At 74.2% G+C, this 14,051-nt stretch carries 14 protein-coding genes, 1 tRNA gene and 2 pseudogenes; 9 read left to right on the forward strand and 8 right to left on the reverse strand.

What is annotated here, in order from left to right; all coding sequences use genetic code 11:
- Positions 1 to 143 precede the first annotated feature (143 nt).
- Positions 144 to 1,706, reverse strand: a complete 1,563-nt coding sequence (locus ACF09K_RS17255; RefSeq protein ID WP_392244369.1) for a polysaccharide lyase family 1 protein — start codon at positions 1,704 to 1,706, stop codon at positions 144 to 146.
- Between the two features lie 668 nt (positions 1,707 to 2,374).
- Here ACF09K_RS17255 and ACF09K_RS17260 point away from each other — a divergent pair.
- A pseudogene (locus ACF09K_RS17260) lies at positions 2,375 to 2,707 on the forward strand (STAS domain-containing protein); the annotation flags it as partial.
- A 94-nt stretch (positions 2,708 to 2,801) separates the two neighbouring features.
- Here ACF09K_RS17260 and ACF09K_RS17265 read toward each other — a convergent pair.
- A complete protein-coding gene (locus ACF09K_RS17265; protein WP_392244371.1) occupies positions 2,802 to 3,386 on the reverse strand; it encodes a DM13 domain-containing protein in 585 nt (194 codons plus the stop codon).
- 254 nt (positions 3,387 to 3,640) lie between these two features.
- Between ACF09K_RS17265 and ACF09K_RS17270 the strand changes: the two genes are divergently transcribed.
- A complete protein-coding gene (locus ACF09K_RS17270; protein WP_392244373.1) occupies positions 3,641 to 4,384 on the forward strand; it encodes a hypothetical protein in 744 nt (247 codons plus the stop codon).
- A gap of 275 nt (positions 4,385 to 4,659) precedes the next feature.
- Here the strand turns inward: ACF09K_RS17270 and ACF09K_RS17275 are convergent, their stop codons facing one another.
- Positions 4,660 to 4,782, reverse strand: coding sequence for a hypothetical protein (locus ACF09K_RS17275; protein ID WP_392244557.1), 123 nt, complete (start codon positions 4,780 to 4,782; stop codon positions 4,660 to 4,662).
- 6 nt (positions 4,783 to 4,788) lie between these two features.
- Between ACF09K_RS17275 and ACF09K_RS17280 the strand changes: the two are divergent.
- The 5 genes and pseudogenes from ACF09K_RS17280 to ACF09K_RS17300 all read left to right on the forward strand — a co-directional run.
- Positions 4,789 to 4,944, forward strand: a pseudogene (locus ACF09K_RS17280) (transcriptional regulator); the annotation flags it as partial.
- 144 nt (positions 4,945 to 5,088) lie between these two features.
- Positions 5,089 to 7,185 (forward strand): DUF4139 domain-containing protein, encoded by a 2,097-nt coding sequence (locus tag ACF09K_RS17285; protein WP_392244545.1) that lies wholly within the window; start codon positions 5,089 to 5,091, stop codon positions 7,183 to 7,185.
- 7 nt (positions 7,186 to 7,192) lie between these two features.
- Positions 7,193 to 8,752, forward strand: coding sequence for a DUF4139 domain-containing protein (locus ACF09K_RS17290; RefSeq protein WP_392244375.1), 1,560 nt, complete (start codon positions 7,193 to 7,195; stop codon positions 8,750 to 8,752).
- 207 nt (positions 8,753 to 8,959) lie between these two features.
- Complete coding sequence (locus ACF09K_RS17295) at positions 8,960 to 9,412, forward strand: YbhB/YbcL family Raf kinase inhibitor-like protein (protein ID WP_392244377.1); 453 nt, start codon at positions 8,960 to 8,962, stop codon at positions 9,410 to 9,412.
- A gap of 191 nt (positions 9,413 to 9,603) precedes the next feature.
- Positions 9,604 to 9,915: a hypothetical protein gene (locus tag ACF09K_RS17300; protein ID WP_392244379.1), complete on the forward strand. Its 312-nt coding sequence runs from the start codon at positions 9,604 to 9,606 to the stop codon at positions 9,913 to 9,915.
- A 115-nt stretch (positions 9,916 to 10,030) separates the two neighbouring features.
- On the opposite strand, the gene ACF09K_RS17305 is transcribed toward ACF09K_RS17300, so the two are convergent.
- The 4 genes from ACF09K_RS17305 to ACF09K_RS17320 all read right to left on the reverse strand — a co-directional run bounded on the left by ACF09K_RS17305 (position 10,031) and on the right by ACF09K_RS17320 (position 11,456).
- Positions 10,031 to 10,107, reverse strand: a tRNA-Met gene (locus tag ACF09K_RS17305).
- A 49-nt stretch (positions 10,108 to 10,156) separates the two neighbouring features.
- Positions 10,157 to 10,360 (reverse strand): cold-shock protein, encoded by a 204-nt coding sequence (locus ACF09K_RS17310; RefSeq protein ID WP_073499692.1) that lies wholly within the window; start codon positions 10,358 to 10,360, stop codon positions 10,157 to 10,159.
- Positions 10,361 to 10,570: 210 nt separating this feature from the next.
- Complete coding sequence (locus ACF09K_RS17315) at positions 10,571 to 10,765, reverse strand: hypothetical protein (protein WP_392244381.1); 195 nt, start codon at positions 10,763 to 10,765, stop codon at positions 10,571 to 10,573.
- A 133-nt stretch (positions 10,766 to 10,898) separates the two neighbouring features.
- The gene (locus tag ACF09K_RS17320) at positions 10,899 to 11,456 is read right to left on the reverse strand and encodes a snapalysin family zinc-dependent metalloprotease (RefSeq protein WP_392244383.1); all 558 of its coding nucleotides are present in this window, start codon (positions 11,454 to 11,456) and stop codon (positions 10,899 to 10,901) included.
- Between the two features lie 209 nt (positions 11,457 to 11,665).
- On the opposite strand from ACF09K_RS17320, the gene ACF09K_RS17325 reads away from it, so the two are divergent.
- Together ACF09K_RS17325 and cpt are read left to right on the forward strand one after the other, a co-directional pair.
- The gene (locus tag ACF09K_RS17325) at positions 11,666 to 12,115 is read left to right on the forward strand and encodes a DoxX family protein (protein ID WP_392244385.1); all 450 of its coding nucleotides are present in this window, start codon (positions 11,666 to 11,668) and stop codon (positions 12,113 to 12,115) included.
- Between the two features lie 89 nt (positions 12,116 to 12,204).
- The gene (cpt, locus tag ACF09K_RS17330) at positions 12,205 to 12,726 is read left to right on the forward strand and encodes a chloramphenicol phosphotransferase CPT (protein ID WP_392244547.1); all 522 of its coding nucleotides are present in this window, start codon (positions 12,205 to 12,207) and stop codon (positions 12,724 to 12,726) included.
- A 196-nt stretch (positions 12,727 to 12,922) separates the two neighbouring features.
- Here cpt and ACF09K_RS17335 read toward each other — a convergent pair whose 3' ends face one another.
- Positions 12,923 to 13,912, reverse strand: a complete 990-nt coding sequence (locus ACF09K_RS17335) for a phosphotransferase family protein (RefSeq protein WP_392244387.1) — start codon at positions 13,910 to 13,912, stop codon at positions 12,923 to 12,925.
- Positions 13,913 to 14,051 lie beyond the last annotated feature (139 nt).

Here is a 14,051-nt window from a genome sequence, read left to right on the forward strand (position 1 = left end):
CGCCTCGCACGGCCGACGGCCGTGGACGGCGGCGCGCCTTCCGGGTCCGGGAGCGAGGTCGGGGCCGTCCCGGAAGCCTGGCAGGCCCGCGTCGCCGGGGGGACCGGTCCGGCCCGTCCCGGTGGGACGGGCCGGACGCCCGCCTACTGGGCGTAGGTCTCGAACTCGGCGACCTTCGGTGTGCCCGTCGAACCGGTGATCTCGAAGGTGACCTTGCTCAGCGAGGTCCGCGGGAAACTGATGGCGCCCGCGCCGCTGCCCGAGGTCAGTACGGCGCCGGTGTCACCGTTGACCACCCTCCAGGCCCCGATGGCGCCCGTCGCCCCCGCCGCTTCCCGGATGTTGATCCTGGAGACGGACGTGGCGGAGCCCCACTTGACCGAGATGGCGCCGGTCGAGGCGGCGGGCGACCAGTACGTGCTCATGTCGCCGTCCCGCACGTTGCCGTAGCTGGTGCCGGTGGCCTTGCTGGAGCCGTCCGATCCGGCGCCGATGCTCAGGTTGGTACCGCTGGGCTGACTCGGTCCCGAGGTGGGGCTGGGGGACGGGGTCGGCGTGGCGGACGTGGGCGGGGCGGTCGGGCTCGACGTGGGCGACTGCACGGAGCAGCTGCCGTTCGACACCTGGAGACCCTTGTCGGCCCCGGCGGTGCGGCTCACGACGTCCGGCACGCACGCGGCGGCGTCGAGCGTGTAGGCGTAGGGGATGCCGACCGTGGTGTTGGACTGCGGGTTCGGCCCGGCGGGGTTGTTGTCGGTGCCGGGGCTGGACCAGGTCACGTTGTCGAAGACGTTGCCGCTGACCTGCCAGTAGCCGGCCGCGTCCGTGTAGAAGGTGCCCAGGACGTCCTTGGAGTCCTCGAAGTAGTTGTTGTCGACCTTGGCGCGGGCTCCGGCGCGGGAGTTGATGCCGGACTCGTTCAGGCTGACGTAGTGGTTGTTGTAGATGTGGGCCGTGCCGCCGCGCAGCAGGGGCGTGCGCGAGTCGATGTTCTGGTAGAGGTTGTGGTGGAAGGTGACGAACCCGTTCGACACGTCGCTCTCGCTGGAGCCGATCAGGCCGCCGCGCCCGGAGTTGCGCAGGACGCTGTACGACAGCGTCACGTACTTGGTGTCGTCCTTCATGTCGAAGAGGCCGTCGTAGCCTTCCGACTCCCCGCCCGACGCCTCCAGGTTCGCGTGGTCGACCCACACGTTGCGGACGCCGCTCTCCATGCCGATGGCGTCACCGCCGTTGGACGTGGGCGAGCCCGACTTCTTCACGTTCTTGATCGTCACGTTCTGGATGATGATGTTGCTGGATTCACGGATGTGGATGCCCAGCTGGTCGAAGACGGCTCCGCCGCCGACCCCGACGATCGTGACGTTGCTGATCTGCTTCAGCTCGATCACCCCGGCGGCCGTGTTGCAGCTGCTGCCCGACACCTTGGCCGTGTTGCCGTGGTTGATGGTGCCCTCGACCTCGATGGTGATCGGGGTGCTGCTGCTGGCCCTGCCGCACAGGGCCGCGTGGATGGCGGTCCCGGTGGTGGCCCGCACGGTGCGACCGCCGGCTCCGCCGGTGGTACCGCCGTTCTGGGTCGCGTAACCGGTCGCGGCACCGGTCGCCGCGGAGGCCTCCGGCATCGACAGCACGACACCGGCCGCGGCCGCGAGGGCCATCGCGGCCGATGCGGCGGAGAGTCGCAGGGCGGCTTTTCTTTGCATGGATGTCTCCTGATTCTTCGTTCTGCCTGGCCTCGCATTGCTGTCGCACACGGCGAAAATTTGTCCGCGTACGGTCAATTCGGGCCGACAGTGAGGACACGGGGGACGGTCGCATGCCGGCTCGTCATGACGCGCACCCTTCGTTCGACGGCACGTCGGCGTCGCGGGACACCCGCACCGGATCACTGGCGGCTCGTGCACAAGTCGCGGCGCCCACCGCGACGGTCGGCTCCCCCGGCGCGAATCCGGCCCCGAGAAAGCGCTTTCCGTGCGGTGACGATAGGGGTCCCGCGACGGCATGACAAGGGTCCGGGAAGGGTCGACGCGGAGAGCGGAGCCATCCGCGGCGCCGACCCGCTTCACGGCGTACGGCACTCGCACCCGAGTGGTGGCGTTGCTCCCGTGAACCGATTCCCCCATCCACCGAGCCGCTCCCGCCACAACCGGGCTCCCCAGGCGGCGTGACACCCGGAGCCCACTTTCGTTCCCGTACGTGAACACGGGTGATGTACGTGATTCGCACGAGGGTCCGAGCGGGGCCACCGCGAGGGTCTCGACGCGCTGCGGAGCGACCCCTCTTTCCGCCACCGGACCGACGTGCCCCTCCGCCGGCCGGCCGCTCGGAGGGGCACGGCCAGAGCGTCGTGGGCCGGGCGTCACGGTTCGGGTTCGCCAAGCGCGTCGCCCACCTCGCCCACCTCGCCGACGTCACCGCCGTCACCGGCCCCGACGGCGGCACGGTCGTCCACCGGGTCACCGGCGAGCTGTTCTTCGCCTCCTCCGACGACCTCGTCGGCCGGTTCGACTACGCGGGCGACCCGGAGAAGGTCGTCGTCGACCTGTCCGCCGCCCACATCTGGGACGCCTCCTCGGTCGCCGCGCTGGACGCCGTCGAGCACAAGTACGCCCAGCGCGGCAAGACCGTCGAGATCACCGGCCTCAACGAGCCCAGCGCCCGCATCCACGGGACGCTCAGCGGCGAACTCGCGGGCAACGGCTGACCGGAAGCCGAGGTCGCGCGGCGTCCCGCCCGCCGCGCGACCGTCGCACGGCGGTCGCGCGGCCACCGCACATCCCCGCGAGGACGAACGGCCCTCAGGTGCGGGCGAGTTCGGCCGCGCCGAAGGACACGTCGAAGCGGTCGCACCAGATGCTGACGCTGCGGTAGTCCGACGGGTCCACGTCGGCGGGAAGGACGTAGTTCTGGCTTCCCTTGTTGCCCTTGAGCCGGCCGAGGCTGACGTGCTCTCCGTCGTCGAAGACGTGCCATCCGGCGCTCCCCCGCCGCACCGGCGCGTCGGTCAGCCAGACGCGCAGGTCCGGCCCGTTGCTGGTCTCCAGGTTCTCCAGCCGGACGACGTGGGAGCCGTCGGCCAGCCGTACGAGCTTCACCGTGCCCGAGGTCGCGTGCTCGTGGCTGATCAACTCACCACTCGCCACTGTGTGCGGACCGGTGGCCGGGACGGACTGCCCGGAGGGCTCGTCCGAGGGGGCCGCCGCGGGAGCCGACGCCGGAGGGGCCGAGGTGCTCACGGCTCCGGGGAGGGCCTCCTGGACGGTCTCGTCCTGCCACAGCTTCCACGGCTGGAACCAGTAGAGGCCGAATCCGGCGCCCGTCACCGCCACCACCAGCACCGCGATGACCAGCGGCCCGGTCAGCACCCTGCGCACACGCCCCATCTCCGCCCCGATCCTGAGGAGTTCACTTCGTCGTCCGCCCATTCAACGGGCGCGGACGGCCGTCGCGCACCCCGTGACCGATGACGGAATCCTTACGTCGCGCCGGTCGCGCCGTGCGAGCGGCGGCAACGCGCTGCGACCGGGGGCTGACCGCGGGAAGGCCTCGCTCCGTAGTATCACTTCGACACAACGCCGCACGGGCCGCGAGTCGGTGGCCCGTGACCTGCCGGGTCCTATCAAGGAGCGTGAGCGTCATGTCCGAGACCACCACCCAGACAAACGGGGTGACCAGCCAGTATGTGGCGCAGGTCACCGGCGACCTGGAGCGCAACCTCAAGGAGCAGGAGCGCGTCGCCGGCGAGATCGCCGCGCTCCAGGAGCAGTTGGCCTCCCTGGAGAAGGACCGCACGGTACTGCTGAACGTGCGGCAGGCCCTCGGTGTGGAGTCCGCGCCCGCCGCACCCGCATCCGCCACACCCGCCACACCCGCACCCGCGGTCGAGGAGACCTCGGTCGCCGCACCCGCGGCCGAGGATGCCTCGGACGAGAAGGCCTCCGGCGAGAAGGCCGCGGCGGTCCCCGCTCCCCGGAAGAAGGCCTCGGCCGGAGCCTCCCGCCGGTCGAAGGCCGCCAAGCCCGCGGCGGCGGCCTCGAAGCCGGCCGTCAAGAAGGCGGCGCCCCGCAAGCCGGCCCCGAAAGCGGCTCCGAAGGCGGCCCCGAAGGCGGACCAGCCCTCGCTCGTCTCCCTCGTCCGCGCGCACCTCGCCGGCCTGAGCGAGCCGCGCTCCGCGGCCGAGGTCGCCCAGTCGTTGGGCGAGCGGTACCCCGGGCGGGGCATCAAGACCACCGTCGTACGCTCCACCCTCGAAGGGCTCGTGGCCAAGAACCACGCCCAGCGCACCAAGCAGGGCTCGTCCGTCTTCTACACCTCCCCGGAAGAGCCCGCCGCCCCGGCCGCGAACGCGGAGGATGCGCCGCGAGAGGAGCGGTCCGCGTAAGGCGGGGCCGACGGCTCCCGCACCCGCCTGGTCCACGAGGTCGCCGCGGTCACCGCGCGGCGACCGGGACCATCCGCGCCCGGGCGTCACGCGGGGGCACGCAGGAGCACGCGGGGACACGCGGGGACACGCGGGAGACCGGTTCCCGCCGCGCCGCGGGGAGTGCCGGCCGACGTTCGTTCACACGGAGCACCCCACCTCCCTGGGCGGCCGCCCGACCGGCCGCGCCCGGGGCGGCCCGCCCGCGGCTGCCGCCGGTGCGTCGAACCGGGACCTCAGAACAGGTCGATCGGACCGGCGCGGTCGACGAGGCGTCCCGAACCGGCGCCGGGCCCCTCGGCCGCCAGCCGGACGATCGCGTCGGTGCGCACCGCGAGGACCGCAAGACGGTCGAGCATCCCACGGTCGGACGCGTGCGAGTGGACTGCGACGTCCTGACCGACGGCGACTCCGAACTCAAGGTCGTGATCCTGACCGCGTCGCCCGGCAGCACGGACGAGGACAGGCTGCGGCTCGCCGTGTCCGCCGACGCCGGCAGCAGGCCCACGCCCTCCCTCTGATCACCCGTAGACCCGTCGGCCCGTAGACCCGTCGGCCCGTAGACCCGTCGGCCCGTAGACCCGTCACCGAGTCGTATCCGGTCATCGCGGCGGGACGCGCACGGGACGTAGGCTGTGCTCGGCACGGACACGGTGGGGGCGCACATGCGGGTGGAAGAAGCAGGGAGTTGGGGGTCGGCCCTCGATTCGGTCGTGGTGTACGCGCAGGGCGCGCTCTGCCGCCGGCTCGCCCGCGGCAGCGTGCCGCCGGACGGGCGGGTACGGGTGACGGGGCTGCCCCGCTCGCTGGACCCCGGCTCGCTGCGGGCGCGCGTCCTCGGCGCCCCCGGCGTGCGGGTCGTCGAGGCCAGGGTGGAGGTCGGGGCCGAGCCCCGCGACGCCGGCGCCCCCGACGCGTTGCGGCGCGAGGTGGAGCGGCTGAGCGACGCGTACGCGGCGGCGCAGGGGCGTCGGGACCGGCAGCTGGACCTGATCCGGGAAGTCGCGGCCCTGCACCCGGTCCCGCCGCCCCGCAGGCGCGACGACCCGCACCGCCGCACCCCGGTCGACGCGTGGCTGGAACTCGCCGACTTCGTCGAACGACGGCTGACGGACCTGCACGCCCGCCTCGCCGAACTCGACGAGGCACTGCGCCTCGTCGGGCACGACCTCGCCGTCGCCACGGACCGGCTCGCCCGCGCCTCCACCGACGTACCGTCCGCGCACGTCGGGACCACGGTCTCCGCGGTCCTCACCCTCGTCGGCGCCACCGGTGACGCGGAAACGGAACTGGAGCTGGAGTACGGGGTGCCGGGCGCCGTCTGGGTGCCGGCCTACCGCCTCGGCCACCGCCGGGGCGACGACAGCGGCCGTCTGGTGCTGCGCGCCTCGGTCGCCCAGCGCACCGGTGAGGACTGGACGGGCGTACGGGTCGCCCTGTCCACCGCCGACCTGCGGCGCCGCACCGGTCTGCCGAGGCTCCGCTCGGTCCGGATCGGGCGCCGCCAGCCCACCCCCGCCCCGTCCGGCTGGCGCGAGCCCCCGGCCGGGCTCGCCGACCTGTTCACCGGATACGACGCCCCGGGCCCGCGTCCCGCCGCGGTCGCCGTCCCCCGGGGTTCCGGGGCGGTGCCGCCGGCCGTCGCGGCCGACTTCGCTCCCCCGGCCCCGCCGTCGCCCCCAGCGTCCTACGGCGGGCCCCCGCCCCTGCCCGCGGCGCCCGGCGGCGCACCCGGCGCCGCCGCGGCGCCCTTCGGCGGCCCGGTGCCGGGCCTCGCGGAGCGGGCCAGGTCGCGTCCGGGAGGTGCGCCGCGTACCGCCGGCCGGGCCTTCGCGGCTCCCGCGGCCAAGGCGCCCCCGGCTCCGGGCCGGGCCGCGCCCCCGCCCCCGTCGCCGCCCGTCCCTCCGTCCGCCCCGGCGGTCGGTCCGCCGCAGCCGAGCGGTGCCGAACTCGACTACGCGGCACTGGTGTTGTGCGGCCCCGACGAGCAGGGCGAGCGACGGGGCCGGCTGTTCCCCGACTCCCCCTTCGATCCGGTGGCGGCCGAGCACCGCCGCCGCGCCGAGTCGGTGGCCGCGCTGCCGCTGCCCGGGCAGGCCGTGCGGCCCCGCGAGTCGGCGGGCTCGTTCGACCACCGCTTCGATGCCGTCGCCCGCGCCGACATCCCCTCGGACGGCACCTGGCACACCGTCACCGTCGGCGAGATCCCGGTCGGCCTGCGCACCGAGTACCTGTGCGTGCCGTCGGTGGAGCCGACCGTCTACGCCACCCTCGTGCTCTCCAACGCCACCGACCAGGCCCTGCTGGCCGGTCCGGTGGAGGTCACCGTCGACGACGACTTCCTGCTGACCGCCGCACTGCCCACCCTCGCGCCCGGCGGCGTGCGCCGGGTGGGGCTCGGGCCGGCCGAGGGCGTCCGGGTCACCCGCCGCACGAACCTGTACGAGTCGACGGCGGGCCTGCGCAACAACATCACCGTGCTCGACCACCGCGTGCACGTGGAACTGGCCAACCGGCTCGCCGGGCCCGTGACCGTCGAGGTCCGCGAACCGGTGCCGGTGACCTCCGACCCGGATGTCCGGATCGAGGAGCGGGCGGACTGGACGGCGCCCGAGGACGGCGCCGGGTCCGACCGGCACGCGCCGGGCACCCGCGTCTGGCGGGTGACGCTGCCCGCCGGCGGCACCACCGCTCTCGACGGCGGTTACGAGATCCGCATCCCGGCCGGCAAGACCCTCGTCGGCGGCAACCGCAGGAGCTGACCCACCCATGTCCACGGTCCCGAAGCCGATCGCCCTCCCCGTCACCGCCGTCACCTGCCTGGAGGACCGCGCCCACGTCGAACGAACCGCCGTGCTCGACCTGCGGGCCGGTGTCCAGCGGCTGCGGCTCGGACCGGTCAGCGCGCTGGCCGTCGACCGCACCCTGCACGCCGAGCTGACCGCCGGGCACGGCGCGAGCGTGCTCGACGTGCGGATCGTCCGCGCGTGGACGCCGCGCGGGCCGCTGCCGTCCGCCGACGACTCCGCCCTGCGCCGGCACGTGCACGCCCTCGAGGAGGAGCGGCTCGCCGTCGAGCGGCGTCGCGACCGGCTGCGGTCACGTCTCGACCTGCTCGGCCGCCTCGCCGCCGACCTGTTGCGGGAGATCGGCGAGGGCGCCGGCCACGGGGAGACCGAGGGGCCGCGCTGGACCCGCGAACTGGACCGGGTGGACGCCGAGCGCGACGCGTGCGGTGAGCACCTGCGGGCCGCGGAGGCCCGGCTGACCGCCCTGGCCGCCGAAACCGGGGAGGCGCAGCGGGCCCTGGACCTCGCGGAGACGGAACCCGCCGAGCTGGTCGGGCACGTCGAGCTGACCGTGGAGGCCGCTGCCGCCGGCCCGGTGGGGCTGCGCCTGACCCACCTCACCCCGTGCGCGCTGTGGCGGCCCGCCTACCGGGCCGTGCTCGACGGTGACTCCCTCACGCTGGAGACCGACGCGATGGTCTGGCAGCGCACCGGCGAGGACTGGTCGGACGTACGGCTGACGTTGTCGACGGCCCGGTCCGCGTCGGCCGCCGAACCGCCGCGCCTGCGGGAGGACCGGCTGACGCTCACGGACCGCACCGCGGCGGAACGCCGCACGGTCGACGTCGAGCTGCGCGAACAGGAGATCGACGACCTCGGCCCGGCCCCCGTGCTCGGCCTGCCGGGGGTCGCCGACGGCGGCGAGACACGCGTGCTCGACGCCTCCGCGCCGGTCTCGGTGCCCGCGGACGGCCGCGCCCACCGCGTGCCCGTGTCCGCCTTCACCACGACGGCGCGCAGCGAGTACGCCTGCGCGCCCGAGCTGTCGCCCCTGGTCACCCGGGTCGCGCGGTTCGACAACCGCTCCGGCCACGCCCTGCTCGCCGGGCCCGTGGACCTGGTCCGCGACAGCGGGTTCACCGGCCGCGGCACCCTGGACTTCACGGCCCCGGGCGCCCCCGTCGAGCTGGCCTTCGGGAGCTGCGACGACCACCGCGTGGTCCGGCACGCCGAGGAGTCCCACGCCTCCCCGGGTCTGACCCAGCGGACCGTGACCACCCACACCGTCCGGCTGCACCTCTCCCGGTTCTCCGCCCCCGCCGAACGGGCCGGGCGGACCGTCGCCGTGCGCGAGCGCGTCCCCGTCTCCGAGGTCTCGGCCGTGGAGGTGCGCCTGCGCGAGGAGGCCTGCTCCCCCGTGCCCGACACGGTCGACGCGGAGGGCATCGCCCGCTGGGACGTCGTCCTGCCTCCCGGCGGCCGCCGCACGATCACCCTGGTCTACGAGGTGTCGGCGAGCGCGAAGGTGGCGGGGCTGTAGGACGGGGCGCGCGTGCGACCTGTGGCCGGCCCCGTACCGCCGTCAGTACGGGGCCGACCGCTCCGGCGCGGGCGAGGCCGCCGCCCGGCCGCCGACCACCCTGCCGGACCGCACGTTGCAACACCGTTGCACGGTCCGGCGCGCCCGGTGGCAGCGCGCCGCTCCGCCCGCCGGTACGCGCGGCCCCAGGCGGGTACTCCGGGTTCCATGGCCGGCATCGAACTCATCAGCAGCGCGTTCGACGACCACGCCGTTCTGGCGCGCAGGTACGCGTACGAAGGAGAGAACGAGTCCCCGCCGCTGGCGTGGAGCGGCATCCCGGACGGGGCGACCGAACTGGTGCTGTTGTGCGAGGACCCCGACGCGCCGTCGGGCACGTTCGTGCACTGGGTGGTGGTCGGCATCGACCCCCGCAGCGACGGCACGGAAGCGGGCAGGGTCCCGCCCGGCGGCACCGAACTCGTCAACGGCTTCCACGAACGGGGCTGGGGCGGACCGCACCCGCCGCCGGGGGACGAGGCGCACCGGTACCGCTTCCGCCTGTACGCGCTCGGGGAGCCGTGCGTCCTTCCCGAGTCGCCGAGCGCCGACCAGGTCCACCGGGCCGTCGACGACCGGCGACTGGCCGTCGGCACCCTAGAGGCGCTCTACCGGCGCTGACCGCGGACCGGGCTCACGGCAGGGGTGACGTCCGTACCGTGGGCCCGTGTCGCGCCGCCGGCGTGCGCCCCGCTCGCGCCGCAGCCGGCGTCCGACCACCAGGGGACCGGCCGCCACCGACAGGGCGAGGAGCCCGCACCGCGCACCGCGCGTCGCGCGGGCAGGGGGCCGAGAGAAGGGAGGCCGTGGTCATGGAACGCGGGAAACGGGACGACGACGCGCGGCGGGGAGGCCGGAGCGCCCCGCAGAGCCGGTCCTTCGAGGGCCGCGGGCCGTACTCCGAGGAGCACGAGCGGGTCTTCCAGGCGTTGAGGCGCCTGCAGCGGGAGCACCGGGGCGAGGCCGTCCACCTGGAGGAGGTGGCGAGCGCCTCGCGCCTGCCGCCGGAGGAGACCTCCGGGCTGCTGCACGACCTGGTGACCGTCCACGGCCTCGCCACCGAACTGGCCGGATCGGACACCCCGGACCTGGGGCCCCGCTTCGAACTCCGACCCCACCTGTGAGGCAGGGGCCCAGCTGCGCGCACCCGCAGGGGAGACATCAGAAAACACGGGAGACACAGGAGACACGGAAGGAACGCACGAGAGAGGGGCCCGGCTGATGCCGGGCCCCTCTCCTTGGTAGCGGGGACAGGATTTGAACCTGCGACCTCTGGGTTATGAGCCCAGCGAGCTACCGAGCTGCTCCACCCCGCGTCGGTTCTGCCACTCTACACGGCGATCCGGGCGGGCTGGGTACAGGGGGTCAGCCGCGGACGATGTTCTCCGCCTGGGGGCCCTTCTGTCCCTGGGTCACGTCGAAGGTGACCGCCTCCCCCTCCACCAGCTCACGGTAGCCGTTGCCGGAGATGTTGGAGTAGTGCGCGAAGACATCCGGGCCGCCGCCGTCCTGGGCGATGAATCCGAAGCCCTTTTCGGCGTTGAACCACTTCACGGTGCCGCTGGCCATACTGCTGTGTCCTTCGTTCTCGCCGGCGGACGCCGGCTGGAATGGGTGTGGGCGCCATCCATGATCACGGATCGCGTCCCAGACCCGTTCTACCCCACGAAGGGCCCCGCAATCCGCACCTGGCGCTCAAAAACTTCTCCATCGTGACCTGTTCTCAGCCGATGGACGGACGGTGACGCCGCACGCTCGCCGCGTCACCGTCCGTGGCGGTCAGTCGCCACCGCCGCCGCCCCCGCAGGACGACCCGCCGCCGCAGGACGACCCGCCGCCGCACGACCAGCCGTCACCGCCGCCGTCACCACCCCCGTCCCCGCTCCAGGAGCGGCCCCGCGACCTGGAGCGGCGCCGGTCCTGGCGTATTCCCGCGATCAGGATCACGAGGAGCGCGAACCCTGCGATCACCACGAATTCCACTGCACTCGACCCCCGTAGTCGTCCGATGCGCATTTCTACCAGGGCCGTGCCCGGCGGGACGGAGGGGTCGAGCGCGCCTTGAGGAACTCCAGAGCTTCGGCCGTCCACCCGGGCCGGCGGCGGCTCAGTCCACGGTCGTCACCGTCGCCGGCGCGTGGGCGGGGCGGGTGGAAGCGGCGCCGAAGTCGCGCTCGACCTCCGCCTTCTCGGCCGCGTTCGGGTAGGGGTTCGTGCACGCGACGCCGGCGCTGGAACCCGACATCAGGCTGGTGCAGGGGCCGGGTTTGCGGTCCGGCAGGCCGAGAATGTGGCCGAGTTCGTGCGCCGAGATGCGGACCGTGTCGTAGCCCTGGTCGACGGCCTGCCGTCCGATGTACACGGTGCCGTTGCCGAGCGAGGTGGTCAGGGCGCGGGGCCAGCCGTTGTCGGCGACGACCCGGATGTTGGCGCGCTGCCCGGAGGCGACGGGGCGCAGTTCGACGTTGTCCACGCTCTCGTTCCAGATCGCCGCGCCGCGGTCGACGGCGGCCCGGAACTCCGCGGACGCGCCGGCGTCGTAGGTGACGACCCGGGCCGCGAGGGGCTGGTCGGCGGGGGCTTGCGCGTAGGCCGGCCCTGCGAAGAGGGTGGCGGCCGCCGCGAGGGTGGCGGCCAGTGCCGGGACGCGGGTGCGTGAGTGCATGATCGACCTCCTGTGGGGGAAGGTGGGCGTGCTCATGTCACGTGCTGCCCGGCTCCCTGCCCAGGTCGCGCGACCGTCAATCCGTCATTCGGCACCGCACCGCTTGAACGAGACCCCCCGTGCACACGTAGGGAGAACCGGGAGCCCCGCCGCCGCGTCAGAACACGGCATCACCCCGCACCCGGACCGCAGCCACCCAAGGAGCACCGATGACCACTTCGCGCCTCAGCGACCGGCTGACGACGCACCAGCCCCTCGTCCTGGGCCTGTTCCGCATGGTGCTCGGCCTGTTGTTCGCCAGTGAGGGCGCCGCCACGGTCTTCGGGGTGCTGGGGCGCAAGGCCGCTCCGGTGGGCGACTGGCCCTTCTGGTACGCCGGAGTGATCGAACTGGCGTGTGGCGCACTCGTCCTCCTGGGGGCGGTGACCCGCGGTGCGGCGTTCCTCAGCTCGGGCGTGATGGCGTTCGCCTACTTCACCGAGCACCAGCCGGACGGCCTGTTCCCGTTGCAGAACGGCGGGCTCTCCCCGGCCCTGTTCTGCTGGGGCTTCCTGCTGCTGGTCTTCTCCGGGCCGGGAGCCCTGTCCCTGACCGCTCCGACGGGCCGGAAGGGGGGCCCGCGACCCGCGGGCCGGGGCGTGACCGAGCCGTCCCGGTGACGGCCGTCCGCCGTTCCGCGGGGCCGCCCCGAAATGTGTTTCACGCGCGGAGAACGGCCTCCTAGAGTGACGCGGTGACGACGACTCGGATGATCATTCTCAACGGCGGTTCCAGCTCGGGGAAGTCCGGCATCGTGCGGTGCCTCCAAGCCGTACTGCCCGATCCCTGGCTCGCGTTCGGGGTCGACTCGTTCGTCGACGCGCTGCCCGCGGCGCTCCAGGCCTCCGGGGCGGGCCTCGAGATCGCGGCGGACGGCCGGGTGAGCGTCGGAGCGGAGTTCCGGGCCCTGGAGGAGGCCTGGACCGAGGGCGTCGTGGCGATGGCCCGCGCCGGCGCCCGGATCGTCGTCGACGACGTCTTCCTCGGCGGAGCCGCGTCCCAGCAGCGGTGGCAGAAGGCACTGGGGGACGTGACGGCGCTGTGGGTCGGCGTCAGGTGCGGGAGCGAGGTCGCCGCGGGCCGTGAGATCGCGCGGGGGGACCGCGTGCGGGGGATGGCCGCTTCGCAGGCGGACGCGGTCCACCGGGGGGTGCTCTACGACCTGGAGGTCGACACCACGCACACCGAGTCCCTGGCGTGCGCGCGCGCCATCGCCGCCCACGTCCGCTGACCGGTTCCGCACCTCTGCCCGTCCGGCGTGGGCGGGCAGGGGCGCGGAACCGGCCGGGCCGGTCGACGCGGTGCCGGGGGTCGCCCGGCGGGCGCCCCGGCGGGTAGGCGCCGGCCCGGTGGCGGGCGCGGACGCCCGGCACGTCGTACCGGTCGGGCGGCGGGCGGTTCGGTGTGCCGGTGTCCGTACCGGGGTTTCAGTCGCGGACCAGTGCCAGCGCCTCGCCGAGGTTGTGCTCGGCTATGGACGCCATGGCGGCACGGTCGGGGAAGTCGCCGTCGAGCAGGCGCAGCGGACCCGCCGTCAGCGAGAGACGCCGGGCGAGCGTGTAGAGGGCGAGCCGGGTCTCGTCCAGGCCCGGTGCCGTCGGCGGGCGGTGGGTTTCGCGCAGGCGGATCCTCAGGAAGACGTGCTCCCACTCGGCGTCGAAGTACATCGTGTCCTCGATGTCGATCAGTACGGGATCGCCGTCCGCGTCCACGCGCACGTGGTCCGGGCCCAGTTCGCCGTGCACGACGGCGTACTCGGCACGTGGCCGCACCGCCGCCGTCAGGTCCAGCAGGCGCTCCGCCAGCCGGTCGCGGGCTCGCGCGATCCGCGGATCGCGCGACGCGGCCTCGGTGAGGTCACGCAGTGCGCGGTCCAGGACGACCGCCTCGCACGACGAGCCCCGTGCGGTGCCGCCTCCGTCGACCAGGGCCACCTTGCCGTAGGCGGGCGCCCGATGGCGTCGCATCGCCTCCAGTGCCTCCCCGAGCCTGGCCACGACGGGGGCGGCCGCGCCCGGGTCGCGTGCGAGCAGTTCCTCCAGGGTCTCGCCCGTGAGGTCCTCGACGATCGCGAGGCCGCCCGGGCAGCGGGTGTCGTCGCGGTCGACGAAACGGATCGCCGGGACCTTGACGCCGAGCGCGTCCAGCCGCGCGTGCGCGGCCTCGAACAGGTCGAGTCCGAGGCCGGGCGAGAGGGGGTCGGTGAGGTCGTCGTCGCCGTGGGCCGCCGGCCAGTAGTTCTCGGCGGCGTCCCAGAGGTACGCGACCGCCGTCGTCCCGTCGTCCGCCACCAGGCGGTACACGCCCTTCCTGCTGCCGCCCGCGACGCGGACGACCGCCTCCAGTCGCCGCCCGCCGCCCAGCGCGGTCCGTGCCGCGTCCGCCAGCCGCTCCCGCGCCGCCGCCCCGAGTCTCACGTCCTGAACCGCCCCTCCACCCCTACGACTTGGACACCTTAGGGGGGTGCGGGCGCGGGAGCGACCGGTTCCTCCCGCGCCCCGTCGCCCCTGCCTTCGGCCGTCCGGATCGTCTCGGCCGTCTGCCGTCTCGGTCGTT

The sequence above is a fragment of the Streptomyces sp. NPDC014882 genome (assembly GCF_043081325.1).
GTDB lineage: Bacteria > Actinomycetota > Actinomycetes > Streptomycetales > Streptomycetaceae > Streptomyces.